The organism is Acinetobacter nosocomialis NIPH 2119 (genome assembly GCF_000368085.1).
Classification (GTDB): domain Bacteria; phylum Pseudomonadota; class Gammaproteobacteria; order Pseudomonadales; family Moraxellaceae; genus Acinetobacter; species Acinetobacter nosocomialis.
Window position 1 is genome coordinate 3,023,368 of the sequence record NZ_KB849239.1, and the last position, 26,071, is coordinate 3,049,438.

The 26,071-nt window shown below is 38.2% G+C and carries 27 protein-coding genes; 13 read left to right on the forward strand and 14 right to left on the reverse strand.

The features are described 5' to 3' along the window. Genes F984_RS17950 through tviB form a run of 5 tightly spaced genes read right to left on the reverse strand, consistent with a single transcriptional unit; the run spans position 1 to position 5,210 of the window. A complete protein-coding gene (locus F984_RS17950) occupies positions 1–1,116 on the reverse strand; it encodes a DegT/DnrJ/EryC1/StrS family aminotransferase (protein ID WP_000612009.1) in 1,116 nt (371 codons plus the stop codon). Further along, positions 1,116–1,973, reverse strand: a complete 858-nt coding sequence (locus tag F984_RS22645; RefSeq protein WP_001049215.1) for a WxcM-like domain-containing protein — start codon at positions 1,971–1,973, stop codon at positions 1,116–1,118. Before F984_RS22645 ends, F984_RS17950 begins: the two co-directional genes overlap by 1 nt. Then, positions 1,970–2,845: a glucose-1-phosphate thymidylyltransferase RfbA gene (gene rfbA / locus F984_RS17955; RefSeq protein WP_000104827.1), complete on the reverse strand. Its 876-nt coding sequence runs from the start codon at positions 2,843–2,845 to the stop codon at positions 1,970–1,972. The genes F984_RS22645 and rfbA overlap by 4 nt, the downstream gene beginning before the upstream one ends. Continuing rightward, positions 2,845–3,903: a dTDP-glucose 4,6-dehydratase gene (gene rfbB, locus F984_RS17960; protein WP_000699386.1), complete on the reverse strand. Its 1,059-nt coding sequence runs from the start codon at positions 3,901–3,903 to the stop codon at positions 2,845–2,847. Before rfbB ends, rfbA begins: the two co-directional genes overlap by 1 nt. A gap of 29 nt (positions 3,904–3,932) precedes the next feature. After that, a complete protein-coding gene (gene tviB / locus F984_RS17965; protein ID WP_004711180.1) occupies positions 3,933–5,210 on the reverse strand; it encodes a Vi polysaccharide biosynthesis UDP-N-acetylglucosamine C-6 dehydrogenase TviB in 1,278 nt (425 codons plus the stop codon). 204 nt (positions 5,211–5,414) lie between these two features. Here tviB and F984_RS17970 point away from each other — a divergent pair, with 204 nt between their 5' ends. The 5 genes from F984_RS17970 to F984_RS17990 all read left to right on the forward strand — a co-directional run bounded on the left by F984_RS17970 (position 5,415) and on the right by F984_RS17990 (position 10,824). Beyond that, the gene (locus tag F984_RS17970) at positions 5,415–6,515 is read left to right on the forward strand and encodes a polysaccharide biosynthesis/export family protein (RefSeq protein WP_025465611.1); all 1,101 of its coding nucleotides are present in this window, start codon (positions 5,415–5,417) and stop codon (positions 6,513–6,515) included. A 1-nt stretch (position 6,516) separates the two neighbouring features. Then, positions 6,517–6,945 carry a low molecular weight protein-tyrosine-phosphatase gene (locus F984_RS17975; RefSeq protein WP_002050525.1) on the forward strand — a complete coding sequence of 143 codons (429 nt, stop codon included), beginning with the start codon at positions 6,517–6,519 and terminating at the stop codon, positions 6,943–6,945. 21 nt (positions 6,946–6,966) lie between these two features. Further along, positions 6,967–9,162 (forward strand): polysaccharide biosynthesis tyrosine autokinase, encoded by a 2,196-nt coding sequence (locus F984_RS17980; RefSeq protein WP_004711185.1) that lies wholly within the window; start codon positions 6,967–6,969, stop codon positions 9,160–9,162. 194 nt (positions 9,163–9,356) lie between these two features. Next, entirely contained in the window at positions 9,357–10,079 is a 723-nt protein-coding gene (locus F984_RS17985) for a BamJ family beta-barrel-assembly machinery protein (protein ID WP_004711187.1), read from the forward strand. 49 nt (positions 10,080–10,128) lie between these two features. After that, the gene (locus F984_RS17990; RefSeq protein WP_004711190.1) at positions 10,129–10,824 is read left to right on the forward strand and encodes a BamJ family beta-barrel-assembly machinery protein; all 696 of its coding nucleotides are present in this window, start codon (positions 10,129–10,131) and stop codon (positions 10,822–10,824) included. 44 nt (positions 10,825–10,868) lie between these two features. Here the strand turns inward: F984_RS17990 and murJ are convergent, their stop codons facing one another. After that, on the reverse strand, positions 10,869–12,419 hold the full coding sequence (gene murJ / locus F984_RS17995) for a murein biosynthesis integral membrane protein MurJ (protein ID WP_171059216.1): 1,551 nt from the start codon (positions 12,417–12,419) through the stop codon (positions 10,869–10,871). A 74-nt stretch (positions 12,420–12,493) separates the two neighbouring features. Further along, on the reverse strand, positions 12,494–13,063 hold the full coding sequence (ampD, locus tag F984_RS18000) for a 1,6-anhydro-N-acetylmuramyl-L-alanine amidase AmpD (protein WP_004711193.1): 570 nt from the start codon (positions 13,061–13,063) through the stop codon (positions 12,494–12,496). Between the two features lie 171 nt (positions 13,064–13,234). On the opposite strand from ampD, the gene nadC reads away from it, so the two are divergent. Beyond that, positions 13,235–14,080 (forward strand): carboxylating nicotinate-nucleotide diphosphorylase, encoded by an 846-nt coding sequence (gene nadC / locus F984_RS18005; RefSeq protein ID WP_004711195.1) that lies wholly within the window; start codon positions 13,235–13,237, stop codon positions 14,078–14,080. On the opposite strand, the gene F984_RS18010 is transcribed toward nadC, so the two are convergent. The 6 genes from F984_RS18010 to F984_RS18030 form a co-directional block, all read right to left on the reverse strand. Beyond that, entirely contained in the window at positions 14,077–14,244 is a 168-nt protein-coding gene (locus F984_RS18010) for an ABZJ_00068 family colistin stress protein (RefSeq protein ID WP_004711196.1), read from the reverse strand. The genes nadC and F984_RS18010 overlap by 4 nt on opposite strands. A gap of 405 nt (positions 14,245–14,649) precedes the next feature. Next, on the reverse strand, positions 14,650–16,818 hold the full coding sequence (locus F984_RS18015) for a phosphocholine-specific phospholipase C (protein WP_004711197.1): 2,169 nt from the start codon (positions 16,816–16,818) through the stop codon (positions 14,650–14,652). A 20-nt stretch (positions 16,819–16,838) separates the two neighbouring features. Continuing rightward, positions 16,839–16,970: a hypothetical protein gene (locus F984_RS23120; protein WP_255210327.1), complete on the reverse strand. Its 132-nt coding sequence runs from the start codon at positions 16,968–16,970 to the stop codon at positions 16,839–16,841. 133 nt (positions 16,971–17,103) lie between these two features. Next, complete coding sequence (gene rph / locus F984_RS18020) at positions 17,104–17,820, reverse strand: ribonuclease PH (RefSeq protein WP_001217232.1); 717 nt, start codon at positions 17,818–17,820, stop codon at positions 17,104–17,106. Between the two features lie 158 nt (positions 17,821–17,978). Then, a complete protein-coding gene (locus tag F984_RS18025) occupies positions 17,979–19,121 on the reverse strand; it encodes a fatty acid desaturase family protein (RefSeq protein ID WP_080631668.1) in 1,143 nt (380 codons plus the stop codon). 30 nt (positions 19,122–19,151) lie between these two features. Beyond that, positions 19,152–20,177, reverse strand: a complete 1,026-nt coding sequence (locus tag F984_RS18030; protein ID WP_004711201.1) for a ferredoxin reductase — start codon at positions 20,175–20,177, stop codon at positions 19,152–19,154. A 173-nt stretch (positions 20,178–20,350) separates the two neighbouring features. Here F984_RS18030 and F984_RS18035 point away from each other — a divergent pair, with 173 nt between their 5' ends. Together F984_RS18035 and F984_RS18040 are read left to right on the forward strand one after the other, a co-directional pair. Beyond that, positions 20,351–20,989, forward strand: coding sequence for a TetR family transcriptional regulator (locus tag F984_RS18035; RefSeq protein WP_002050499.1), 639 nt, complete (start codon positions 20,351–20,353; stop codon positions 20,987–20,989). Positions 20,990–21,125: 136 nt separating this feature from the next. Beyond that, entirely contained in the window at positions 21,126–21,773 is a 648-nt protein-coding gene (locus F984_RS18040) for a TetR/AcrR family transcriptional regulator (protein ID WP_002050537.1), read from the forward strand. A gap of 78 nt (positions 21,774–21,851) precedes the next feature. On the opposite strand, the gene F984_RS18045 is transcribed toward F984_RS18040, so the two are convergent. After that, positions 21,852–22,469 (reverse strand): thiol:disulfide interchange protein DsbA/DsbL, encoded by a 618-nt coding sequence (locus F984_RS18045; protein ID WP_002050528.1) that lies wholly within the window; start codon positions 22,467–22,469, stop codon positions 21,852–21,854. A gap of 179 nt (positions 22,470–22,648) precedes the next feature. Between F984_RS18045 and ubiG the strand changes: the two genes are divergently transcribed. From ubiG to F984_RS18070, 5 genes are all read left to right on the forward strand, one after another. Next, positions 22,649–23,362 carry a bifunctional 2-polyprenyl-6-hydroxyphenol methylase/3-demethylubiquinol 3-O-methyltransferase UbiG gene (gene ubiG / locus F984_RS18050; RefSeq protein ID WP_000080759.1) on the forward strand — a complete coding sequence of 238 codons (714 nt, stop codon included), beginning with the start codon at positions 22,649–22,651 and terminating at the stop codon, positions 23,360–23,362. Continuing rightward, the gene (locus F984_RS18055; RefSeq protein WP_016803557.1) at positions 23,359–24,060 is read left to right on the forward strand and encodes an HAD family hydrolase; all 702 of its coding nucleotides are present in this window, start codon (positions 23,359–23,361) and stop codon (positions 24,058–24,060) included. The genes ubiG and F984_RS18055 overlap by 4 nt, the downstream gene beginning before the upstream one ends. 65 nt (positions 24,061–24,125) lie before the next feature. Then, positions 24,126–24,872 carry a YciK family oxidoreductase gene (locus tag F984_RS18060; RefSeq protein WP_004706106.1) on the forward strand — a complete coding sequence of 249 codons (747 nt, stop codon included), beginning with the start codon at positions 24,126–24,128 and terminating at the stop codon, positions 24,870–24,872. Between the two features lie 216 nt (positions 24,873–25,088). Beyond that, complete coding sequence (locus F984_RS18065; RefSeq protein WP_004706109.1) at positions 25,089–25,499, forward strand: RcnB family protein; 411 nt, start codon at positions 25,089–25,091, stop codon at positions 25,497–25,499. Positions 25,500–25,721: 222 nt separating this feature from the next. After that, positions 25,722–26,051 (forward strand): RcnB family protein, encoded by a 330-nt coding sequence (locus F984_RS18070; RefSeq protein WP_002050532.1) that lies wholly within the window; start codon positions 25,722–25,724, stop codon positions 26,049–26,051. Positions 26,052–26,071: the final 20 nt, after the last annotated feature.

A 26,071-nucleotide genomic window follows, 5' to 3' on the forward strand; every position in this document is an offset into this window, starting at 1 on the left:
TTAGACTTTAAAATTATTACAAATCTGAATTACTTTCTCAGCCTCTTCCACGCTTAGTGTAGGACCAATAGGTAAACTCATCACTTCAGCATGAATTTGTTCAGATACAGGATAACTTAAATCATTCCATTCTTTATAAGCCTGTTGCTTATGAGGTGGGATAGGATAATGAATTAAAGTTTGTACACCTTGTTCAGCCAAGTACTTTTGTAAAGCTTCACGATGCTCAGTACGAATCACAAATAAATGCCAAACGTGTTGCTGATACTCTTCAGCATTTTTCTGCGCTAAGGGTAATTTGATTAAAGGATTTACTATATGCTTCAAATACAATTGCGCAATTTTACGACGATGAGCTATTTCTTGATCTAAATATTTTAATTTAATATCTAGCATGGCAGCTTGAATTTCATCGAGACGACTATTTACACCAGGTACCAAATTTTTATATTTTTCATGAGAACCATAATTCCGAAGAGCACGTAACATTTGTGCAAGTTCTTCATTGTTAGTGGTTACAGCGCCAGCATCCCCTAATGCACCTAAATTTTTACCAGGATAGAAACTGAAACCAGAAGCATCTCCCCAGTTTCCAGCTTTTATTCCATTAATTTCAGCACTATGTGATTGAGCTGAATCTTCTAAAACAAGTAGATTGTATTTATTTGCAATTGCCATGATTGCAAGCATTTCTGCTAATTGCCCATATAAATGAACAGGTAAGATTACTTTCGTTTTTGGAGTAATTGCAGCTTCAATCTTGCTTGGATCGATATTATAAGTATTAATATCCGGTTCAACTAAAACTGGCGTTAGGTTATTTGCAGTGATTGCTAAAATACTTGCAATGTATGTATTTGATGGGACGATTACTTCATCACCATCATTTAGTTTCCCCAACTCTTTCCATGCTCGAAGCGTAAGAATCAAGGCATCTAAACCATTTGCAACTCCAATTGCAAATTTTACTCCACAATATTCCGCAAAGTTTTTTTCAAATTGAGCTAGCTCATTTCCGCCTATGTACCAGCCAGAGTCTATGACACGAGTACAAGCCTCAATGAGTTCTGCACGATATTGACTATTTATACTTTTTAAATCTAAGAAAGGAATCATTATTTCACATAGCCTTTAATAATTGCAGGATTTCCTACTACAATTGCATTTTCCGGAACATCTTTAGTTACTACTGCGCCTGCACCAACTAATGCATTTCGACCAATTCGTATGCCTGGCAAAATGGTAGCGTTAGCCCCTATACTGGCCCCCCGCTCTACTATCGTTTTGGCAAAACTTTCAGGATATTGCTTAGAACGTGGTTTCTTATCATTAGTAAAGGCAACACACGGGCCAATAAATACATTGTCTTCTAATGTAATACCATCCCATATATAAACCCCTGATTTTACAGTCACATTATTACCAATTAAGACATCATTTTCGATTAAAGTATGGGCACAAATATTACATCCATTACCAATAATTGCATCTTTCAGTATAACGCTATATTGCCAAACCCTTGTATTTTGTCCGATTCTTTCCGAATGTACATCTGATAGTGGATGAATAAATGGGCGATTCACTGCAATTAAAAAATCCTCATAATTGCGAATGTAATCACTTTCATCATAGTGTTCACTTGCTAGTACTAATAAGATACAATCTTCTGAGAAATCATGCATTTCATGCCAAACAAATGGAGGAATCATCAAGCCTTTATTAGCCTGATCCAACCATACCTCTTGTTTATCAATACCATTATCCATAAGCATTCTGCACTTCCCTTTTATACAGAATGCAACTTGCTGTAACTCTTTATGTGCATGAAATCCGCGTGGTATTTCTGGTTTTGCATCAAAAATATAATAAATACGATTCACTTTAAAAGGGATATTTTTACTAGCCTCAGCAACAACCAAGCCACCGCGCTCATCACCAAAATTCGGTAAATCAATCCAACTAATTAAATTCATATTTCATTCACCAAAGATACGAGATATTGACCATAATCATTTTTACTCATACTTTGGCCAATTTCTAACACTTGAGCTTTCGTCAACCAACCATTATGAAGTGCAATTTCTTCGAGACACGCCACTTTATAACCTTGACGTTTTTCAATGGTTTCAACGAACTGCGCTGCTTCAAGCAAGCTTGCATGTGTTCCTGTATCTAACCAAGCAAAACCACGTCCAAGTAACTCAACATTGAGATCACCACGGTCTAGGTACATCTGGTTTACTGTCGTAATTTCAAGTTCACCACGATCTGATGGTTTTACTTGTTTTGCAATTTTCACTACATCATTATCGTAAAAATAAAGTCCCGTCACCGCAAAATTAGATTTTGGATGTTTTGGTTTTTCTTCTAATGAAACTGCTCGTTTTTCCTCATCAAACTCAACAACACCAAAACGTTCAGGATCTTTGACTTGATAACCAAATACGGTTGCACCCTTTTGACGAGCCACTGCTTGGCGTAGCATTGGTGTAAAACCTTGACCATAGAAAATATTGTCGCCAAGTACTAAACAGACATTACTTTCGCCAATAAACTCTTCGCCAATAATAAATGCTTGAGCTAAACCATCCGGACTTGGTTGAACGGCATAACTTAATTCAACACCGAATTGTGAACCATCACCCAATAATCGCTTAAAGCCATCTATATCGTCTGGCGTACTGATAATAAGAACTTCACGAATACCAGCCAACATCAAAACAGACAATGGATAGTAAACCATCGGCTTATCGTAAATTGGTAACAGTTGTTTTGAAACGCCTTTTGTGATCGGATACAAACGTGTCCCAGAACCACCTGCTAAAATTATACCTTTTGTACTCATTATGCACTTACACCTAATCTTTCTCTTTGGTAACTGCCATCTTGTACCCGGCGGCACCACTCTAAATTATTTAAATACCACTCAACAGTCTTTCTAATACCTGTTTCAAATGTTTCCTCAGGCTTCCAGCCTAAATCTTTTGCAATTTTTGAGGCATCAATTGCGTAACGTAAATCATGTCCTGGACGATCTTTTACGAAAGTGATTAATGTCTCATAAGGTTGATGATTATTTTGTGGTTTTAATTCATCTAAAATTTTACAAATTGTTTTCACAACTTCTATATTTTGTTTTTCATTATGGCCACCGATATTATAGGTTTCTCCAACTTTACCTTCGGTCACAACTTTATATAAAGCTTTGGCATGATCTTCGACATACAACCAATCACGAATTTGGTCACCTTTACCATAAATCGGTAAGGCCTTACCATCCAGCGCATTTAAGATCACCAATGGAATGAGCTTTTCTGGAAAGTGATATGGACCGTAATTATTTGAACAATTCGTTACTACCGTTGGTAAACCATATGTTCTATACCAAGCACGAACTAAATGATCAGAACTTGCTTTACTTGCTGAATACGGCGAACTTGGCGCATAAGATGTCGTTTCAGTGAATAAATCTGTTGTACCTTCTAAATCACCATAAACCTCATCTGTTGAAATATGATGAAATTTAAAAGAGGCTTTCTTTTCTTCATTTAATTGTAGCCAGTACTTACGTGCAACCTCTAATAGTGTATAAGTGCCCACAATATTGGTTGTAACAAACTCAGCGGGACCATCAATAGAGCGATCAACATGTGACTCGGCTGCTAGATGCATCACAGCATCTGGTTGGAAAATTTTAAAAATTTCTGTTAAACGCTCATTATCACAAATATCAACTTGTGCAAATTGATATCGTGGATCCATATCAATTTCAGACAATGATTCTAAATTGCCTGCATATGTTAATTTATCTATATTTAATACTTCATCTTGAGTATTTTTTATAATATTTCTAATGACAGCAGAACCAATAAAACCTGCACCACCAGTGACTAAAATTTTCATAAAATTCCTATGCTAATAACTAGTAATTTTTACAGTCGAATATCACTTTGTTCTTTATCCAAAACATATTTTAAGTCATATAAAACATGTTTCTCTTTGCCTAGTGCAATGAGCTCCTGACTTGACATTGCTTTAAACTGATCATGAGCAACAGCAATAACTATTGCATCATAATGATCTTGCTTTAATTCCGTAACCGGAGCTAAGCCATACTCGCCTTCAACTTCGGCACTATCCACCCAAGGATCGTAAATATCAAGATCTAAATCGTATTCCTTTAGTGCTTTAACCATATCTACAATTTTGGTGTTACGGATATCAGGACAGTTTTCTTTAAAACTCAAACCTAAAATTAATATACGAGCACCTACTACTTGTATGCGCTGCTTTACCATTTCTTTAATTAATTGGGTGGCAACATATTCACCCATACGATCATTTAAACGACGAGCTGCCAAAATAATTTCTGGATGTAAACCAATTGACTCTGCTTTATGCGTTAAATAATACGGGTCAACACCAATACAATGACCTCCAACTAAACCAGGTCTAAAGTTTAAAAAATTCCATTTTGTACCTGCTGCCTTGAGTACATCTTCTGTATCGATACCCATTTTATTAAAAATCAGAGCCAACTCATTGATTAAAGCGATATTCACATCTCTTTGTGTATTTTCAATGACTTTAGCAGCCTCAGCGACTTTGATACTCGGGGCCTTATGTGTACCCGCCTCAATAATTAAATTATATACTTGATCAACATAGTCAGTGACCTCTGGAGTCGAACCTGAGGTAATTTTTAAAATATTAGTGACACGTCGTTGTTTATCACCAGGATTAATACGTTCTGGACTATAACCAACAAAGAAATCTTTATTAAAATTTAAACCGGAATGTTTTTCTAATTCAGGTATACAAACCTCTTCTGTCGCACCAGGATAAACCGTTGACTCATAAACAACGATATCGCCTTTTTTTAGAACTTTAGCAATGCTTTGGGATGCTTTTATGAGAGGGGTCAAGTCAGGTTGTTTAAAATCGTCAATGGGTGTTGGCACAGTGACAATAAAAAAGTTTGTATTCTGTAAGTCTTGAATATGTGCTGTATACGACAAATGCTGTACGTGTTTTAACTCATCAGAAGTCACTTCTAATGTATGGTCATATCCGTTTTTTAACTCTAATATCCGATTTTCATTTATATCAAATCCGATTGTAGGTTTATGTTTACCAAATTCAACTGCCAAAGGTAATCCAACATACCCTAAGCCGATAATTGCTATTTTTAGTTGCTCAAGTTGAAACATATATAAAACCTAACCATTTAATTTTAAATGGAGAAACATCATGGATACGACCTACTACGTTAATATAGCAGACTTTAAACAAAATTTTCTCGAAATATACAATCACTGCTTGGCAAATAAAGTATGATTTGGGTTAATTATAGACTACAATCCAATGTCTTCATGCAAAGTATCATTGGATTACAAACAATAAAGGGTTTGAATGTGAAGCATCAAAGCACATTATTATTTTTAGCCATTTCACTTTCGTTTACAGGATGTGCAGTCACCTCAGGCTTACAAACTTATGACTTACCTGAACAAGGTACTTTTAAAACAGAACAAGGCGCAGAGGTTTCTGTTGTTCAACTCACCCAAAACAATATTCCAAAAATTAGTTCCGAGGCTTTGCGTCCACAAGGAAATATAAGCGCCTTATTTAATACTCCTTTTTATCAATACCGCTTAAGTGCTGGGGATGTTTTATCTATTCAGCTTTGGGCTTATCCTGAAATTACTCCTCCTATTCAAGGTGCCTCTACCGATATTAAAGCATTTGGATACCCTATTGATTCTGCAGGAAATGTACAGTTACCACTTATAGGACAAGTTCATATTGCAGGGAAAACACTGGCTGAGACCAATAAATATTTACGAAGTCAATTTGCTAAGTATTTAAAAACACCTGATGTTGTAGTTCGCGTGTTGTCATATCAAGCTAAACGCTATTTTGTTAATGGTCAGGTTATGAAAAGTGGACAATACACTTTAGATGATCAACCAATTAGTATTTATACAGCCCTCAGTATGGCTGGAGGTGTAAATCAAGAGTCTGGTGATAATACTGATATTCAACTCATTCGTAATGGCGAAGTTTATAATTTAAATGTCGTTGCACTTGAGAAACAAGGTTATTCACTACACAAATTATTAGTCCAACCCAATGATACGATTTATGTAAATACTAAACAAAATCAAAAACTCTATGTTATGGGTGAGTCTAATAAAAGTTCAGCAATTCCATTACGAGATCAGGGAATGACCTTAAGTGATGTATTGGGCGAGAGTGAAGGTGTTAATCCATACTCGGCAAGTGCAGCTCGTATTTATGTCATGCGTACAGATTTACAAACAAAAAGATCAACAATCTATCAGCTCAATTTGAGTAGTATTGGTAACCTTGCATTATCTAATCAATTCCAAATGCAAAAAAATGATATTGTTTATATTGATGCAACTGGTTTAACACGCTGGCAACGTATTATGAACCAGATTGTACCATTCTCAAGTGCACTTTATACCTTTGATCAATTAGGTAAAAACTAGAATGCAGTTACAAAATATCTTAGTAGTCTGTGTAGGTAATATTTGCCGCAGTCCAATGGCAGAATACTTTTTAAAGGCCCAACATCCTACATTAAATATCTCATCTGCTGGTATTTCAGCCCTAGTAGGTCATACTGCAGATGACAAAGCGATTCATTGTATGGATCAATTGAATATTGATATGAGACCACACGTGGCTCGTCAGCTCAGTGCTGAATTGATTAAACAAAATGATTTGATTTTAGTAATGAGCAATAATCAGCAAAAGCATATTGAACAAACTTGGCCATTTGCTAAGGGTAAAATTTTTAGGCTTGGCCATTGGCAAGGGCAAAATATACCTGACCCCTATCAGCATGACCAAGCTTTTTTTGATCAGACTTGCCGCAACATTCAAAGCTATGTGCAAGATTGGCGCACTCAATTATAATTGTATATTAGTTGTAAATTTATGAACCAAAACTCTAAAACTAGCGAAGATAGCATCGATTTAAAAGAGTTATTCTTTTCATTGATTGCACAGTGGAAAATCATAGCGTGCTGCGTGGTCTTAAGTTTAATTTGTGCCTTGCTATACTTACGGATAACACCAGATACTTATTCTGTAGATGCAATGGTACAAGTTGAGGACAGTAAAGGCGCTGCCTCTGCTGCTTTGCTTGGTGACCTTTCTAAAGCCAGTGGAGGTCTATCTCAAAAATCACCAGCTGATCCAGAAATAGAGATTCTTCGTTCTAGAATGGTTTTAGGGCAGGTCATCCAGAATCTTAACCTTGATATTAACATTAAAGATAATCAATCTAGTTTAATTGGTAAACTTGTCTCAGAAGACCAAAGTAAACTAGAGTATCGTCATGATGCTGTAATTTGCACTAACCAAAACAATAATTTAATAGTTAAACAACTCAGTGTGCCTGAATATTATTTAGACAAACCTTTAAAATTAGAGTTTAAAGATGTAAATCAATTTACTCTAACTTATAAAGATCAAGTTGTATTTAATGGTCTATTAAACAAGAAAAATATACTAAATACAGATAAGGGCCTTTGGCAAGTACAACTTAATACTCAAGGTAACCTAAAGGATCATAGTTATACTTTAACTAAGCTTGCTCTACCAACAGCAGTAAACCAGTTTAATACAATTTACGGTGTCGCTGAAAAAGGTAAAATGACTGGTGTTATTGGTTTAAGCTATTTAGGTCAAGATCCTGAGCATATTACTCAAGTGCTTAATAGTGTTTTAAATGTTTATCATGAACAAAATATTGAGCGAAAGTCTCTAGAGTCTAAGCAAACTTTGGCTTTCCTTGAGAAACAGTTACCAGAACTTAGAAAACAGTTGGAAGATTCTGAGATCAAATTTAACCAGTTCCGTGAAAAGTACAAAACGGTAGATGTTAATGCTGAATCTGAATTATTACTTAAACAAAATATTGATTTAGAAAAGCTTAAAATTGAGTTACAACAGAAACAAGCTGAGCTTTCTGCTAAATATACTAATGATCATCCATTAATCTTGCAAATTGATGCACAAATTACAGAGATTAATAAAAAGATTGCTGATCTTAATAATCGTTTAACTCAACTTCCTGAGACCCAACGTTTATATTTACAACTATATCGTGATGTAAAGGTCAATACTGAGCTATATACATCATTACTCAACTCATACCAGCAACTCAAAATCGCTAATGCGGGTGAGATTGGTAATGTTCGCATTATTGATACTGCTGTAGAACCTGTTAAACCTATTAAACCTAAAAAATTGATTGTTCTAATACTTTCTATTTTTGTTGGTGGTTTTATCGGTGTATTAATTGCATTATTACGCAAAATGATGCGTAGCGGAGTTAATGATTCAACTCAAATTGAAAATGAATTAGATCTGCCAGTTTATGCGACTGTACCTCGTTCTCCTATTCAAGAGACTCGTATGAGTATTTTGAAAAAGAAAAAGAGTATTCCTATTTTAGCAGTTAAAAGTAGTGATGATATTGCGATTGAAAGTTTGCGTAGTATTCGTACTGCCATTCACTTCGCTTTAACCTCAGCAAAAAATAATATTATTATGATTGCTGGCCCGTCTCCAGAGGTTGGTAAATCTTTTATTTCAACTAACTTGGCCACTATTTTTGCACAAGGGAATAAACGCGTATTACTGATTGATGCAGATATGCGCCGTGGTTATATGCATAAATATTTCGATGTTGACGTAAAACCTGGTCTTTCTGAATTACTAAGTGGCCAAGCTGACTTGACACAAGTTTTACATAAAACGCAAGTTGCGAATCTGGACGTGATTACCCGTGGTAAGAGTCCAGCCAACCCTTCAGAAATGTTGAGCTCTACACAGTTCAAAGACTTACTAGAGAAGTTCCAAACTCAATATGACCATATCATTATTGATACTCCACCAGTGCTTGCAGTAACTGACGGTATTATTATTTCTCAGTATACTGGTGTGAACTTAATTGTTGCTCGTTATGCTAAGTCACATATGAAAGAGCTTGAGTTAACAATTAACCGCTTTGAACAAGCTGGTGTTAAAGTGAATGGCTTTATCCTTAACGATATTCAACGCTCTAGTGGCGGTGGTTATGGCTATAACTACGCTTATGCCTATAAAGCACAAAAAGAAGATTAATTAAAAGTTTTCTTAAAAAGCCGGGTCAAATGATCCGGTTTTTTATTTGATTTTTTAAGTTTCGCCAAATTAAAACTAACTAAAATATATAAAAAAACCACTCGTTTTTTTTGTTAAACATTCTATGCTTAAGTCGAAGCATGCTAAGATCGAAGCAGCCTTTTAGACTCAAATGATTATTTTTGGAACCTTTTATGAGTAAAGCCTTACCCATTGCTGTCGCTGTAGTTTTAGGCGGTGCTGCACTTGTACCTGTATATTATGCAACTCAACATCCGACCACAGAAGTCGGACGTAAAGCAGACAAAAATGCTTCTCCAATTCAAAAAATCAGTTATGTTCTTGGTTATGAAGTTGCGCAACAAACTCCTCCAGAATTGGACACTAAGGCCTTTGTTCAAGGGATCCATGATGCTCGTGGCAAGCAACCAAGTGCTTATACTCAAGAAGATTTAAAAGCAGCTGTTGCAGCTTATGAAAAAGAGTTACAACAAAAAATGCAGCATCAAGATAAACCAGAGCACGAGGGTACAGCCTCTGAATCTGCAGACGCACAGTTCCTTGCAGAAAACAAAACTAAAGCTGGAGTAAAAACTACAGTATCAGGCTTGCAATATATCATTACGAAAGAAGGTACTGGTAAACAGCCAACAGCTCAGTCAGTTGTTAAAGTACATTATGAAGGTCGTTTAATTAACGGTCAGGTTTTTGATAGTTCTTATAAGCGTGGTCAGCCAGTTGAGTTCCCCCTTAATCAGGTCATTCCTGGTTGGACTGAAGGTCTTCAACTCATGAAAGAAGGCGGAAAAGCGACTTTCTTTATTCCATCAAATCTTGCATATGGTCCACAAGAACTTCCAGGGATCCCAGCAAACAGTACACTGATTTTTGATGTTGAACTCATTTCAGTGAAATAATAACAATCCAGGAGAGTCGTTATACTCTCCTGTTTTTTTGGAAAATGGCATGAAAAAAATCAGTTTGGTTATTGCTGCATCAACAATGAGTTTATCTGTTATTGCCGCGACACCTGTAACAAATAAAAGCCCAGCAAAAGATCAGTTTAGTTATAGTTATGGCTATTTAATGGGTCGTAATAATACTGATGCATTAACAGATTTAAATCTTGATATCTTTTATCAAGGCCTTCAAGAAGGTGCACAGAAAAAAACTGCACGCTTGACAGACGAAGAAATGGCTAAAGCAATTAATGAGTATAAGAAAACTTTGGAAGCTAAACAGCTCGTTGAGTTTCAAAAACTAGGGCAACAAAATGCTCAGGTTGGTGCTGCTTTTCTCGCTGAAAATGCGAAGAAATCTGGTGTGATTACAACTAAATCGGGTTTGCAATATCAGGTATTAAAAGAAGGTTCTGGTAAAACACCTAAAGCTACTTCTCGCGTAAAAGTCAACTATGAAGGTCGTTTACTTGACGGGACTGTTTTTGATAGCTCAATTGCACGCAATCATCCTGTAGATTTCCAATTAAACCAAGTGATTGCAGGCTGGACAGAAGGCTTACAAACAATGAAAGAAGGTGGTAAAACCCGTTTCTTCATTCCAGCTAAACTTGCTTATGGTGAAGTAGGTGCTGGTGATAGTATCGGTCCAAATAGTACGTTAATTTTTGATATTGAATTGCTACAAGTTTTGCCCAAATAATTCTCTAAAATAAAAAAGCGATCTAAATTGATCGCTTTTTTATTTTAGTGTTTTAAATCTCTTGGTCTAAAGCCACTAACCAGTAAGCCAATTAAGTAAGCGATTACGCCTACTACGCATAGACCTGCGACCTCAGCAATGCGGATCCATTGAGAAAGCTCGCCGTTATACCAATTTAACCCAAACCAAAGCGCTGCGATCATGGCAAGGTTTGCCAATCCATATTGAAGAATCAGTTTTTTCCAATGTGAGCCGAATCGAAAAATATTACGCTTATGTAGATAGAAGTAGAGCAAACCAGCATTTACCAAAGCTGAACCAGAAGATGCCAACGCAAGCGCCATATGTTCAGCCTGCCAATGGATGAGTTTAAAGAATCCAATAAATACAACGTTTAAAATAGCATTTGCGGCAACAGACATTAAACCCACACGAACTGGTGTTTTAGTATCTTGCTGAGCATAGAAACCTGGTGCAAATACCTTAATTAACATAAAGGAAATTACACCAGCACTCATACATTGCAATGCAAGTGCAGTCATTTGAGTATCATGCAGGTCAAACTCACCACGTTGGAATAGAGCCTGAATAATCGGTGTAGAAAGCATAAATAAAGCAATACTTGCTGGTAATCCCACCAATACAATAACTTTTGCTGCCCAGTCGATCATACCGCGGAACTTTTCTTGATCTTGCTCAGCATGGCGTGCTGAAAGCGAAGGTAAAATCACTGTACCAATCGCAACACCAATTAAACCTAAAGGTAGTTCTGTCATACGCTCAGCACTATAGAGCCAAGATACCGAACCATCTTGCATGAAAGATGCCCAAATTGTATTTAACAACAGGTTAATCTGAGTTACAGATACGCCAAATAATGCAGGAAGCATTAATTTTAAAATACGTTCTACACCCTCGTGTTTAAAATCAACTTTAGGTGGAATTAGGAGGTTTTTACGCCATAACTCAGGAATTTGTACAGCTAACTGTAAAATACCCGCTGCTACAACTGACCATCCTAATGCTTTAATTGGCTCAGCCATATATGGCGTAAGCCACCATGCACCAGCAATCATTGCTACATTGAGCAATACAGGTGAAAAAGCTGGAGAAGCAAAAGAACCATAACTGTTTAAGATACTGCTGGCAAAAGCAGTCAGTGACATAAACATTAAATATGGAATAGTCAGACGGAACATACTGACCGCTAAATCGAACTTTTCAGGGTCATTATGGAAGCCCGGCGCATACATATAGATGATCGCCGGAGCTAACACCATAGCCACAAAAGTGAGTAAGGTCATGACCGTGAGTAAGCAACCAAATACCCGACTAATCAGGATTTGAACTTCAGCATGTGCTCGGCCTGTTTTATATTCGGTTAGTACCGGAATAAAAGCCTGAGAAAAAGCTCCTTCGGCAAACAATCGTCGAAAGAAATTGGGAATACGAAAAGCCACAACGAAGGTATCGAAATCTTTACCCGCACCAAACACGTTGAGTAATACGACATCTCGTACCAACCCCAACACACGTGACAACATCGTCATCGCACTGACAATAAAAGTCGATCGCCATAATGCCATCGTACTCACCTACAGCTATATATTCGAAAGTCGCTATTGTAATGAAACTAGAAAATCTTTTCGTTGTGAAATGATGAATGAACTCAAGTTTTTTTCTGTGTTAACAGTTGTCTAAAATGCTGCCATTTAAAATAAGGACCCGGATCGGTTTTTCGGCCCGGTGCAATGTCTGAATGCCCTGCAATATGATTCTTAATTTCAGGGTAAGCTTGGCGAATGGCCCTAACCACATCTGTTAGTACGTCGTACTGTATCTCTTCAAAAGGTAAATCATCACTTCCTTCAAGCTCAATACCAATTGAATAATCATTGCATTCAACTTTGGCTAAATAGCTCGAACGCCCTGCGTGCCATGCACGATCATTAAAATTAACAAACTGTAGGACCTCACCTGTTCGTAAAATTAACAGGTGCGTAGAGACCTGCATCCCTTCAATAGTCTGAAAATAGGGATGTACGGACCAATCTAATTTATTTTGGAAAAACTGCTCAATATAGCCTCCCCCAAATTGAGAAGGTGGCAAGCTAATATTATGAACCACAATCATTTGAATTTCGGTACCAGCCGGACGCTGGTTAAAATTTGGAGAAGGAACTTGTCTCGCCCCTTTTAACTGCCCATCTATAACTTCATACGGTGTGATTTGCTTCATTGAGATGCCAATAAATTGCTTGCCAATTGTTTTAGTTTAAAACAGTTATATGCTTTTCAGAGTAGCCAGTACGATTGTTTATCGCGATTAAGCGAATAAAACAGCTTATTTTTAAAGTCGACGGTGCTAATATATCGCAAGTTTTAGGGTCATCGACAAAATGGAAACCGTATGAGCATACCTCAGACTTTGCTTGAACAGTCAATTCAAATCAATATTCAACAAGCATTACAAGAAGATATTGGGGACGGCGACATTACCGCTATGCTCACACCTGAAGATGAGCAGGCCACTGCAACCATTATTAGCCGTGAAGATATGGTTTTAGCTGGACAGCCATGGGTTAATGCACTCATCTCAGCGTATGACAGTACGGTACAGGTGACTTGGTTAAAACAAGAAGGTGACCGTGTTGCTGCAAATGAAGCCTTTTTAAAGCTTGCAGGTTCTGCACGTAGCTTACTAACTGTAGAGCGCCCTGCTCTAAACTTTATTCAAACATTATCGGCTGTGGCTACAAAAACTGCTGAATATGTTCAACATCTTGAAGGTTTAAATACAAAACTTCTCGATACACGTAAAACTTTACCAGGCCTACGTATTGCACAAAAATACGCAGTAACCGTCGGCGGCGGACAAAATCACCGCCTCGGTTTATTTGATGCTTTCTTAATTAAAGAAAACCATATTATGGCAGCAGGCGGTATTGCCCAAGCGATTGCAAAAGCACACCAAATTGCACCAGGCAAACCTGTTGAAGTCGAAGTTGAAACTTGGGATGAGCTAAACCAAGCACTTGAAGCAGGTGCGGATATTGTCATGCTCGACAACTTTAGCCAACAACAAATGATTGATGCCGTAAAACATGTGGCTGGACGTTGTAAACTCGAAGCTTCGGGCAATATCACTATTGAAAACTTACGCGAAGTAGCGACGACTGGTGTCGACTATATTTCTATGGGCGTATTGACTAAAGACGTCAAAGCCGTTGATTTATCAATGCGTTTTAATGCTTAAATAAAATCCACGTCATTCTTGGTATTTTTTTGCGACTTGGTCATGTCTGCTGCTTGCGTTTTTTGCCATGCTGACTGAGTCGCTTGTGTCCCACTATCCCGTGGATCGGCAGCCATTAAAACAAAAGTAACTACTGCTAATAATACAATAAAACCTTGTAGCATAAATTTTCCCCATCACTTTTAAAAATTTAGGGTTTCAAGGTAAAAGATAAATATGACCAGGCTTAGGAGATTCTGTTACAAAAGGTAAACCTTTATTTTTATTATTCATCTACATAATAAGATATTACTTCCCTTCATTTATATTTCCCAACATTAGATTGTGCGAGATGTCATCTACAACCTGCCCAAAATCTATAAATATATTGTTTTTGCAATAAATCAGATATATGCAGGAAGAGAACAGGTTTTGTAGATGACAAATGCATTTGGTTACTTTGGGCGAACCCAAAGTAACGAATTAGCTACTTCCACTGGATGAATAAATGATAAGACTCCGTCGTGCTAGCTAATTTAAAATATGATTAACTTAAGACTTCATCTTAATCATTCATCCATCAGAGCAACTTAAGACTCTAAATAACCCATATATGGATCAGAAATTGAATCTTCTTGAGTTTCTATACGTCCTGCAAAACGGCGACTAAACGTTGCATCATCAGCTAATGTCACCGTAAAGTCATACCAACCACCAAATTCAGACATATCCCAAACCAATTCTTTTTCAGAACTATTCGTTTCTATAGTCCATGTTTTATTTGGTAGATAAGCATTTGCTTTCACTGTGAGCTTAACTGACTTACTGCCATCATGACGCACTTTTAAATACAAATTCGCATCACACTCTTCCACACATACTCTAATTTCCGGTAACGCTTGAGTTTGGTTAACTTGGCTCAAATTACCTTTAAACGCACGGTGGAAACCATTTGGTCCGAGTACCCATAAATCGTACTGTCCATTTGTAGTATTCCACACATCATCAAGCTGTTTACCCGCTTCAACCATATAACGGCGTGGAATTGACGTTAGGTCCAATCGGTTATACACATGGAAAACGGCTGCCTGTTTACCCGTATTAGAGAACATCAATTTAACTGTTTTTTGAGTGCCATCAACTTTGGCACTGGTGTGCAAAATATATGGCAAAGCACGTGATGGTCGAATCCCCATTTCCTGCTGCGGAAATTGCTGCTGGCTCGGAACAGGAACTTGGGGCAATAAAGCTTGAGCAACACGAATCGCATCGGCTTCGGCTTTGGTTTTCTTCCCATCTAGTTCAGCAACAGGCAAAAGATTCGGTGTTTTAAAATTAAAAGCCGTTGTTAAATCACCACATACAGCACGGCGGTATGGGCTAATATTCGGCTCTTGGACACCAAAGCGTTTTTCCAAGAACTGTAAAATAGAAGTATGGTCAAAGACTTGAGAATTTACCCATCCTCCACGGCTCCATGGTGAAATCACGTACATTGGAACACGTACACCCGGACCATACACTCGACCATCTGGCTTAGGTTGAGATTTCGAAGTCGCTACTGGTGGATGGTTAAAGTACTCATAAGATACTTGCTGATCCGTTAAAGTGGTTTTTCCATATACAACACCAAGTGCATCTTTAGACGGTGCACTTGGTGAAGGAACATGGTCAAAGAAACCATCATTTTCATCGAAGTTCACCAATAAAACGGTTTGACTCCACAACTCAGCATTTTCAGTTAACGCATTTAATACTTCCTGAATATACCAAGCGCCTTGCACAGGACTAGATGGCCCTGGATGTTCACTGTAAGTTGCAGGAGCAACTAACCAACTCACTTGCGGTAATTTACCCTGAGCAATATCAGCTTTAAAAGTTCCTAGAAAACCACCGTCCGGCATGGTATTGGCAATACCTTTATAAAGTGGTTGAGCCGCATCGATTTTTTCATCATATGCTGGACAGGTGAGCGTATCGTTACTGACTGGCTGACCAGATTGCTCATTTGCACGGCGATACTGTTTGAAACCAGCTAAGGGGTTATCGGTAAAGTTATCCGGCATGTTTTGATAAACTTTCCATGTCACGCCAGCTTGCTGTAAACGCTCAGGATAAGTCGTCCATTCATAACCTTCTGTTGATGGGCCAATGCCATCAAATTCGTTGACCACACTCGCAACACCTGCCCCTGTAGGTCCATTAGTTCCCGTCCAAATAAATTTACGATTCGGGTTGGTTCCCGCATGCATAGCGCAGTGGTACGCGTCACAAATCGTAAAAGCATTTGCTAAGGCAAATTGATATTCAACTTCTTGCTTTTTGTAATAGCCCATCGACTGCGGTTTTTTATATGCTACCCAATCACTCATACGACCATTGTCCCAAGCAGCTTGGCCATCAGACCATGAGTGAGGTGTACCTGAAACACGCTGAGCATTTCCTAAACGGCTATCTAAATGGTATGGCAGTACTTTATTTTTCTTAGCATCGTATTGTTCCCACACCTTGCGGCTTTCTGTCATAGGAATGGTAAAACGGTCACCAAAACCACGTACACCTTTTAATGTTCCGAAATAATTATCAAATGAACGGTTTTCCTGAGTCAAAATCACGATGTGTTTAACATCTTGAATAGTTCCACTTTCAACTTTCGCATCAATAGCCAGCGCTTTTTGAATACTTAGCGGAAAACTTGCCAGAGCGGCTGTCCCAAACATAGTTTTTGTAGAATTTAAAAGAAATTCGCGACGATTCATTTTTTCATCCTTAATTTTTATTATGGTGCACAGTGCATTTTGCAATTGCTGGTTGGTGGTGTTGGCGATGAATTATCTGAGTTGTTGTCATCGTTACAAGCACTGAGCATAAGCGCTAAAGATGTAATTAATAAAAGTGAAAATTTTCGCATTGATTTTTTCCAAACGGTTTAAATGCGAACTACTAATAAAGTGAAAAGGTGACAGACAAGTGATGTTTTTATGTCGATTTGATGAAGGCATAAAAAAACGCATCCGAAGATGCGTTTTTTAGATAACTTGAAATTACCAGCCTAAAGCTTCTTGTTGCTTTTTAATCAGCTCGGCAATTCCTTTTTCAGCCATTTCTAACATGGCATTGCTTTGAGCACGGGTAAAAGGTTTGTCTTCCGCTGTACCTTGAATTTCAATAAACTCGCCAGCTTGTGTCATTACTACGTTTAAGTCAGTTTGACAGTTCGAGTCTTCTTCATAGCAAAGATCAAGCAATACTTCGTCTTGATACATGCCTACAGAAATTGCAGCAACTAAGCCTTTAAGTGGATCTTGCTTAATTTTTTTCTGTGCAAGTAAAACATTCATCGCATCAACCAATGCTACAGCAGCACCAGTGATTGAAGCAGTACGTGTACCGCCATCTGCCTGAATGACATCACAGTCGATGGTAATGGTATTTTCACCCAGCTTTTTCAAATCAACCATCGCACGTAAACTACGGCCAATGAGACGTTGGATCTCTTGAGTACGACCAGTTTGTTTACCACGAGCAGCCTCACGGTCACAACGTGAGTGTGTTGAACGCGGTAACATGCCATATTCTGCTGTTACCCAGCCTTGACCTTGGCCTTTTAAAAAGCGTGGCACTGAGTTATCAATGCTTGCAGTACAAAGGACTTTGGTGTGACCAAATTCGACCAGCACAGAACCTTCAGCATAACGGGTGTAGTTTCGTGTAATTTTCACTTCACGTAATTGGTCTAATGCACGTTGGTCAATACGCATAATCCTTCCTAAATTCTCTTAAATACAAACTTGGGCATAGTATAGCAAAGGATTTTGACAGGTTGAGTTTATTCCCTACTTTCAAATGTAAGTCTGCACTTTTCATGACTTAAAAATAAAAATAGCCCCTTTTTAGGAGCTATTTATTGGTCTATCGATTAGGCAAATTTGAATTTTGCTTTTAATTTTTCTAATGTCTGCATCACTTTTGCAGTTGTATGGTTTGGTAATGAGCATTTTGCTAAACGCACCCATACACTCCAGAACTGGCGCATAAAGTTCGCTTCGTTGTAGTGAATACCGTATTCTGCACAAAGTGCCTTAATTTTCGGTGCTACTTCTTTATAGCGATTAGCTGGCATATCTGGAAATAAATGGTGTTCAATTTGATGGCTTAAGTTACCACTCATAAAATGCAGCCATTCTGTACCACTAAAATTACTTGATCCACGAATCTGGCGTAAATACCACTCTGCCTTGGTTTCAGTGTCGGTATTATCCGGCTCAAACGTTTCTGCATCTTCAGTAAAGTGACCATTAAAAATCACAGCTGATGACCATAAGTTACGAATAATATTGGCAACTACATTTCCCGCAAAAACCGGTAAAAACATAGGGCCAGAGATCACAGGGAAAAATACATAGTCTTTTAAAACTTGGCGTGTGGCTTTTTTACGGACTTTAGCAGAATCTTTCCAAACCTGTTTCCAGCTCTTGGTTTTATAAACCAACGCATCTTCAAGGTGTAAGTTTTGCACGCCTACATACCATTCAAAGAAAAACATTAACTGTAGACCGAGTGGAATATTAAACAGGTGACGAGGTTCCCACTTCTGTTGATCACTTACTCGTAAAATTCCATATCCGACATCGTGGTCTTTACCGACAATATTGGTGTAGGTGTGGTGTACATAGTTGTGTGTTTCACGCCAGTCATCACCAGAGGCAATGGTATCCCAATCATAGGTATTACCATTCAGACTTGGTTCATTTAACCAGTCAAACTGACCGTGCATAACGTTATGACCAAGCTCCATGTTTTCTACAATTTTAGAAATACCCAGTAAACCTGTACCCAATAACCAGACAGGAGGAATCCAGCCACCAAACATCAACATGCCACGTGATGCGATTTCGGTATAGCGAACAAAGTTACGGACTTTGTAGATATATTTTGCATCTTGCTCACCAAGACTTTTCATAACATCTTGTCGAATCTGTTCAACACGGCGGCCAAACTCTTCAGTTTGTTCCGGTGTTAAATGAGCAGATTTAGAAACAGTAGAAAATTCTAATGCCATATTCATAGGGTTAATCCTCTGTAATTCTTTTTATAGATCAATCGTGACTGGGCTTAATGCCTGGCTCACGCATAGTTTAATTGGACGATTTGGTTGGTCTTCAATTTCGCCTGTTAACAGGTTTTGAGTGACCCCGCTCACTTTGGTACAACTGCATTTATTACAAACCCCCATACGGCAGCCATGTTGCGGACGTAGTCCCGCCTGCTCTGCACTGCTCAGTAAATTTGTTTCAGCTAAAAATTCGTGTTGAGCACGGCGGAAAATAACAGGCTGTGCTGCATGTGTACCAGTCACTTGAAGTGGTTGGAAATATTCTTGGTGAAGCTGAGACTGGGCTCCTTTTTGCACATAAATTTCATTCGCCTGCTGCATCATGCCGTGGTGCCCACATATATAGGTCGCAGTCTGCGCAAAATCTGGAACAAGCTTTTGTAGTAGGCTTTCAGTTAAATGCTGCTTTTGCTCGGTAGTATTAAAAAAATCATACTGAAGCTGTGGGTACTGCTCTGCCAAAGCTTTTAATGCAGCATGAAAAATTTCCGCACGATTAAAATAAATGACATGAATTTGTTCAAGCTGCTGTTTTAAAGCTTGCTGCAAGAGTGAATAAATTGCAGTAATACCACTTCCTGATGCAATTAAAATTGCAGGCTGCTGACCTTCATGCAAAGTAAAATCACCTTGTGGCTGTGAAATCTCAACACACTCACCCACATGTAACAGTTGAGCTGCACGAGACACCAAGCCTTGTACTTTAATACCTAAAGTGATTTCACCTTGAGTGGTTACTTCAATAATCGAATAGCTACGTTGTTGATAAACGCCATCGATAAGCAACGTCAATAGAATACTTTGTCCCGCACAAACCTGATCGAAATTAAAATTACGATTTGGTTTAAGTCTAATGAGCACCATATCGGTATGAAGCGGCTGAACAGCGGTAACTTCTGCAAGTACCCTTTTCCAAGCCCAAGTCGCGTTAATTTTCTGCAAAACAAAATCAACGAAATCTTCTCGAACCCAATGTGGTTGATAGTTAAGTGTTGCGTTCATACGTTCCTCTTTTGTTTCTGGCTATTTATTTGAGTGAACACATGTTCGTATAGTGAACATATGTACACTATATTTATAAGTGTTCACTCAGTCAACACTTGTTCACTATTTTTTTTATGAAAGTTTGCTCTTTTTTGTTAGACTTTGGCTCACGGTTTAAATAGGTTTTTTTAATGTCGATACGAGATGAACGAAAACAGCAAAGTCGTCAGGCACTTCTCGATGCAGCCTTGCATCTAAGCACGTCTGGGCGTTCGTTCAGTAGTATTAGTTTGCGTGAAGTTGCACGTGAAGTAGGTTTAGTGCCAACTGCGTTCTATCGTCATTTTCAAGACATGGATGAACTTGGGAAAGAATTGGTTGACCAAGTTGCCCTACATTTAAAAAGCGTTTTACATCAACTTGGACAAAGTTATTTACAACATAAATCTGCTAAAACCCAAACCAGTATTGAATTATTTGTACAAGCAGTGAACCATAGTCCAAAGCAATGGCAATTTATGATTGCTGAACGTTGGGGAGGTTCCGAAACCGTTCGTGCAGCCATTGCTAGAGAAATTGAATTTTTGATTGAAGATCTAACAACAGATCTGACTAAACTCGAAAATTTTAAACATATTCAAAACCCTCAAGACTTAAATGTCTTATCTACCATTTTGACCAATATGTCATTTACATGGGCAATGACGTGGCTCAACCTCGTCAAACAATATCAAGGTGAGCAGCTCAAACAGCAACAAACTGCGTTTATTGAAAATGCGTCTACACAAGTTCGCTTACTGTTTAGAGGCATTGCCAACTGGGAACGGTAAAACTGGCAAATGACAAAAAACAGGTTATGTGTTAATACGTAAAGAGTGAAAGAAAAAGGCTAAAATTTCGAGAAAAGTCTTTTTCTTTTTACAGGAAGTAAACTATTCGTTAGGCCAAACTGGTGTGGGAATACCTATGAATCTTGATCGTCATACACAATTTTTGATGCGCAAAGAAAAAATTCTAAGCGTTGCAGAAAAATTGTTACTAGAAAACAATCAGGAAATTACTCTAGATGAATTAGTGGCCGAGCTAGATATCGCAAAAGGTACGCTTTATAAACACTTTAGAAGTAAAAATGAACTTCTGCTTGAACTCATTATTCAAAATGAAAAACAAATTTTAGAAATTTCTCAAAAATATAATACTGATTTTAAAGAGTATGCTCCGCGTTACATGCTCCACCATTTGCTCACACCGGGAAAAACGATTTTATTGCATCAGCTTGAAGAAAATCTGACGATGACAGAGTCTAAGTTGAAGCATCTTTTTGAAGAGCTGTATGAAATCCGTCAGCAACGTATTTTAGCGATTAAAGATATTACAGAAAGTTATTTAAAATCATTAAATTATGACATGTCGATTCGTGACTATTTATCTTATATCTGGTCACTGACTTACGGCGCATCACTACTTTTAAATTCGACTTATTATCAGCGTTCGATTGGTTCTCGCCAAAAATTAATTAATTTATATATTAACCAAGCATTATCACTACCTACCCAAACCACCAATTTTGATGCGCTAAATTTTCAGATTGAAGACGAGAATTCTCAAAATTAATTGAATGATTTCGTGATTATGAAATAAATTTTATAAAAAAGGGCTTCTGATGAAGCCCTTTTACTAACGCACTCAAAATTATTTTGCTTTACGTTCTTTCTCAATTAAGTAATTAAGTACTTGAGTAACTTTACCATCTTCACCCTGTACAACATACTTACCATTTACCACTACAGCAGGAACGCCTGTTAATTGGTACTGTTGAGCAAGTTTATTTGACTCGGCAACTTTTGCAGTTACTGCAAATGAGTTGTAAGTGCTATTAAATTTTTGTTCAGGCACACCGTAACGAGTAAAGAATTTAGCCGCAGAAGCCTGGTCAAAAATCTGCTGACCATTCACCTGAATTGCATGGAATAATGGTAAATGCGTGCGCTTACGTACGCCTAATGCCTCAGATGTATAGTAAGTACGTGCCCCTTGTTCCCACACTTTGTTCATGGCAGCTGGCGTACGTACGAAACGTACATCGCTCGGAATCTGTTTTAACCACTCTTGCATATGCGGTTCAAGTTTAAAACAGTGCGGACAACCATACCAAAAGAACTCACGAACTTCGATTTTCCCCGGTACTTCCACTTTGCCTGGATTGGCAATTACGGTGTAGTCTTTACCAGCAACGAAATCTGCTGCCATTGCACTACCCGATATGGCCATAATTGCTGCACTCAAACCACCCAAAACCAATTTTTTCATTGTTACAGCTTTTCCTCTAAGTTGTTATGCATTAGCTTATGCCCTAAATATAAAACAAATATGCTAAATTCGTTTTGCTTCTGTGAAGTTTTTTATTGGGTTTATCGCTTTTTTCCCAATAATCGCTACACTAACAGCGAACTACATCAAAAAGATAACCCAAGTTTAGAGGTAGCACCATGTCGCAATTGAATGTTGATTTACAAGAAATCGCAAAATTTGAAGCTCTTGCTGCCAAATGGTGGGATCAACATTCTGAATTTCGCCCACTCCATCAAATTAACCCATTACGTTTAAATTGGATTGATGAACGTGCCGGTGGTCTTGCTGGTAAAAAGGTGCTTGATGTTGGCTGTGGTGGCGGTATTTTAGCTGAAAGCATGGCGCGCCGCGGTGCAGACGTACTCGGCATCGATATGGGTGAAGCGCCTTTAGCCGTAGGCCGTTTGCATGCTCAACAAGAAAATGTTCAAAATATTGAATATCGTCAAATTCCAGTTGAAGAGTTGGCGCAAGAACAAGCAGGCCAATATGATGTGGTCACTTGCATGGAAATGATGGAACACGTTCCAGACCCAGCATCCATTGTGAAAGCATGTCAGACATTGGTTAAACCAGGCGGCCATGTGTTCTTCTCGACCATTAACCGTAACCCAAAATCATATTTATTTGCCATTATTGGTGCTGAATATGTGTTGCGTATGCTTCCAAAAGGTACGCATGATTATCACAAGTTTATTCGCCCGTCAGAAATGGCACATGACATTCGTAATGCAGGTTTAACTTTAAAAGAAATGACAGGTTTGCACTACAACCCAATTACGAAGCGTTATTGGTTAGCACCAAATGTTGATGTTAACTATATGGTTCATACCGTAAAGACAGGTGCATGATGAAAGCTGTTTTATTTGATTTAGACGGCACTCTCATCGATACCGCTGCCGACTTTATTCGCATTATTCAACAAATGTGTCGTGATGCAAGACGCCCTGTTGTAGAAGCAGACCTTATTCGCACTCAGGTGTCTGAAGGTGCACGCGCCATGGTCAAATTGGTCTATCCAGAGCTGGATGTAACCAATCCAATCTTCTTGGCACATAGACAAAATTTTTTAGATATGTATGGCAATAATATTGTCGTCGATACAGATCTATTTGAAGGGATGTATCCGCTTTTAGCAGAGCTGGAAGCCCAGCAAATACCGTGGGGTATTGTCACCAATAAACCACGTGGTTTAAGTGAATCTCTTCTAGAAAAGCTAAACCTGACTGAACGCTGTGCAGTTTTAGTGTGTCCGGAAGATGTTTCTAAAACTAAACCAGACCCAGAACCGATGTATTTGGCTGCAAAGCAGTTAAATATTCCAGCAGATGAAATTATTTATGTGGGCGATCACCCACGTGATATTGATGCTGGTCGCAATGCCAATATGTATACCATCTTGGCAGCATACGGCTATTTACCTATCGAACATCGTGATGATTTAGCCGCGTGGCAAGCCGATTCGATTGTAAATACGGTGACAGAATTACACGAGATGTTACGTCAAAAGCTTCCTGCTCTACAGGAAAATCAGCGTATGATAAGTTAACACAAGAGTTTTACAGGCTTTTTTAACGGTTATTTATATCAGTATAAAAAGAAGGAGGTTTACCAATGAAATATTCAGAATATCAACCTCGTCCAGATCTACTCAAAGATCGAATTATTTTAATCACCGGTGCAGGTGATGGAATCGGGCGAGCTGCGGCCCTCAGTTATGCTTTACACGGTGCAACTGTGGTTTTGCATGGTAGAACCTTAAATAAACTTGAAGTAATTTATGATGAAATTGAAGGTTTAGGCGCCCCTCAACCTGCAATTTTACCGCTCCAGCTTTCGAGTGCTTCTGATCGTGATTATGACTTTTTAGTCAATACGTTAGAAAAGCAATTTGGACGTCTAGATGGTATTTTGCATAATGCCGGTATTTTAGGTGATCGAGTAGAACTTGCCCATTACCCAGCAGAAGTGTGGGATGATGTGATGGCAGTCAATTTACGTGCACCTTTTGCGCTTACTCAAGCCTTACTCCCACTTTTACAAAAATCAGATAACGCTTCTGTTGTGTTTACCAGCTCTGGCGTAGGTCGCGAAGCACGTGCACTTTGGGGTGCTTATTCAGTATCTAAAGTCGCGATTGAAGCTGTGAGCAAGATTTTTGCAGCTGAGCATACTTATCCAAATATTCGCTTTAACTGCATTAACCCAGGTGCAACACGTACTGCAATGCGTGCTAAAGCTTATCCTGAAGAAGATCCAAAAACATTACCAACACCAGAGTCAATCATGCCAGCTTATCTCTATTTAATGGGTGAAGATAGCCTGACGCTCAATGGTCAAAGTATTGATGCACAGGACTAAATAACTATAGATGAAAAGCTAAAATAAATTACGGCCGATCATCACATCTGGCTTGGCTATACCTGAAAAGATATATACAAGCCTTTTTTATTATTGATAAAACACTGGATTTATCCGTAATTTTAATTGAAGCATTAAATGATCTTCACAGTTTCTCTGCATTTTGCGCGTACAGTATTCAACATGAGAGACATCAGATGTAAACGAGGATGCATCATGAAAAAGTTGTTCACCATCTTAGCCCTTAGCATAACTGTACTGACCACCAGTATGGCAAGCTTTGCTGATCCTCCATTTGACCGAGGACATGGCCAGAAAGGACCTAAAGGTGGGCCTCGTGGTGAATGGAATGATCGTGGGCATAAACATGACCGTGATGATGATGAAGATCGTTTTCGCGATGAGCGTCGTATGCGCGAAGAACGCGGTTTTGAGCGTCTAAAGCAACATCGCTGGCAGCCAGGCTATGTTATGCCACAGCATTATCGCGGTAATGGCTATAAGGTCGACTATAGAGACAATAACTTGCCTAAACCAGACCGTAATCAACAATGGTACAAAATCAATAATGATTATATTTTAGTCGACACTGATTCTAATAGCATTGTTAGCATTCGTGGCTTATAAAACTGATAGCTCCTCACTCATCAGTTAATAAAAAAGGATAAAGCTCATCAGTTTTATCCTTTTTTATTTTTATATCAATAAGATATTAAAATTTATATATTCTAAATTTCTTCTTATTTCATAGATATTTTTCACATTTATTATTCTTAGTCTTCACGATTTATCTGTAATTCTTCACTAATCTTCAATTATCGAAATTTAATTGATCATTCGAGGTTCATTATGAAAAAACTAACAACAGCAATTGTTCTTTCAATGAGTGGTTTAATCGCATCAACAGCGATGGCTGCACCAAATGATCATGACCATCATGATAACTACCGAAACCATGACGTCAGACCAGTCAAAGTAATTCATAAAGATGATCGTGCCAATATCTGGCGAGAAGGCCAAGTCGTACCACATGAATATCAGCACCCACGTTATGTCATCGACTATCGCACGCATGATAAATTGACTAAGCCTGGACGTTTTCAAAAATGGTATAAAGTGAACGGTAACTACGTACTCGTAAATGAGCAAAGTCATAAAATTATTAAAGTGATTCGTTAATTTAATAAATCAATAAACAC

Coding starts and splice junctions, on each gene's coding strand:
- F984_RS17950 (WP_000612009.1), bottom strand. CDS start 1,116: ATGATTCCTTTCTTAGATTTAAAAAGTATAAATAGTCAATATCGTGCA.
- F984_RS22645 (WP_001049215.1), bottom strand. CDS start 1,973: ATGAATTTAATTAGTTGGATTGATTTACCGAATTTTGGTGATGAGCGC.
- rfbA (WP_000104827.1), bottom strand. CDS start 2,845: ATGAGTACAAAAGGTATAATTTTAGCAGGTGGTTCTGGGACACGTTTG.
- rfbB (WP_000699386.1), bottom strand. CDS start 3,903: ATGAAAATTTTAGTCACTGGTGGTGCAGGTTTTATTGGTTCTGCTGTC.
- tviB (WP_004711180.1), bottom strand. CDS start 5,210: ATGTTTCAACTTGAGCAACTAAAAATAGCAATTATCGGCTTAGGGTAT.
- F984_RS17975 (WP_002050525.1), top strand. CDS start 6,517: ATGCAGTTACAAAATATCTTAGTAGTCTGTGTAGGTAATATTTGCCGC.
- F984_RS17980 (WP_004711185.1), top strand. CDS start 6,967: ATGAACCAAAACTCTAAAACTAGCGAAGATAGCATCGATTTAAAAGAG.
- F984_RS17985 (WP_004711187.1), top strand. CDS start 9,357: ATGAGTAAAGCCTTACCCATTGCTGTCGCTGTAGTTTTAGGCGGTGCT.
- F984_RS17990 (WP_004711190.1), top strand. CDS start 10,129: ATGAAAAAAATCAGTTTGGTTATTGCTGCATCAACAATGAGTTTATCT.
- ampD (WP_004711193.1), bottom strand. CDS start 13,063: ATGAAGCAAATCACACCGTATGAAGTTATAGATGGGCAGTTAAAAGGG.
- nadC (WP_004711195.1), top strand. CDS start 13,235: ATGAGCATACCTCAGACTTTGCTTGAACAGTCAATTCAAATCAATATT.
- F984_RS18010 (WP_004711196.1), bottom strand. CDS start 14,244: ATGCTACAAGGTTTTATTGTATTATTAGCAGTAGTTACTTTTGTTTTA.
- F984_RS18015 (WP_004711197.1), bottom strand. CDS start 16,818: ATGAATCGTCGCGAATTTCTTTTAAATTCTACAAAAACTATGTTTGGG.
- F984_RS23120 (WP_255210327.1), bottom strand. CDS start 16,970: ATGCGAAAATTTTCACTTTTATTAATTACATCTTTAGCGCTTATGCTC.
- rph (WP_001217232.1), bottom strand. CDS start 17,820: ATGCGTATTGACCAACGTGCATTAGACCAATTACGTGAAGTGAAAATT.
- F984_RS18025 (WP_080631668.1), bottom strand. CDS start 19,121: ATGGCATTAGAATTTTCTACTGTTTCTAAATCTGCTCATTTAACACCG.
- F984_RS18030 (WP_004711201.1), bottom strand. CDS start 20,177: ATGAACGCAACACTTAACTATCAACCACATTGGGTTCGAGAAGATTTC.
- F984_RS18035 (WP_002050499.1), top strand. CDS start 20,351: ATGTCGATACGAGATGAACGAAAACAGCAAAGTCGTCAGGCACTTCTC.
- F984_RS18040 (WP_002050537.1), top strand. CDS start 21,126: ATGAATCTTGATCGTCATACACAATTTTTGATGCGCAAAGAAAAAATT.
- F984_RS18045 (WP_002050528.1), bottom strand. CDS start 22,469: ATGAAAAAATTGGTTTTGGGTGGTTTGAGTGCAGCAATTATGGCCATA.
- ubiG (WP_000080759.1), top strand. CDS start 22,649: ATGTCGCAATTGAATGTTGATTTACAAGAAATCGCAAAATTTGAAGCT.
- F984_RS18055 (WP_016803557.1), top strand. CDS start 23,359: ATGATGAAAGCTGTTTTATTTGATTTAGACGGCACTCTCATCGATACC.
- F984_RS18060 (WP_004706106.1), top strand. CDS start 24,126: ATGAAATATTCAGAATATCAACCTCGTCCAGATCTACTCAAAGATCGA.
- F984_RS18065 (WP_004706109.1), top strand. CDS start 25,089: ATGAAAAAGTTGTTCACCATCTTAGCCCTTAGCATAACTGTACTGACC.
- F984_RS18070 (WP_002050532.1), top strand. CDS start 25,722: ATGAAAAAACTAACAACAGCAATTGTTCTTTCAATGAGTGGTTTAATC.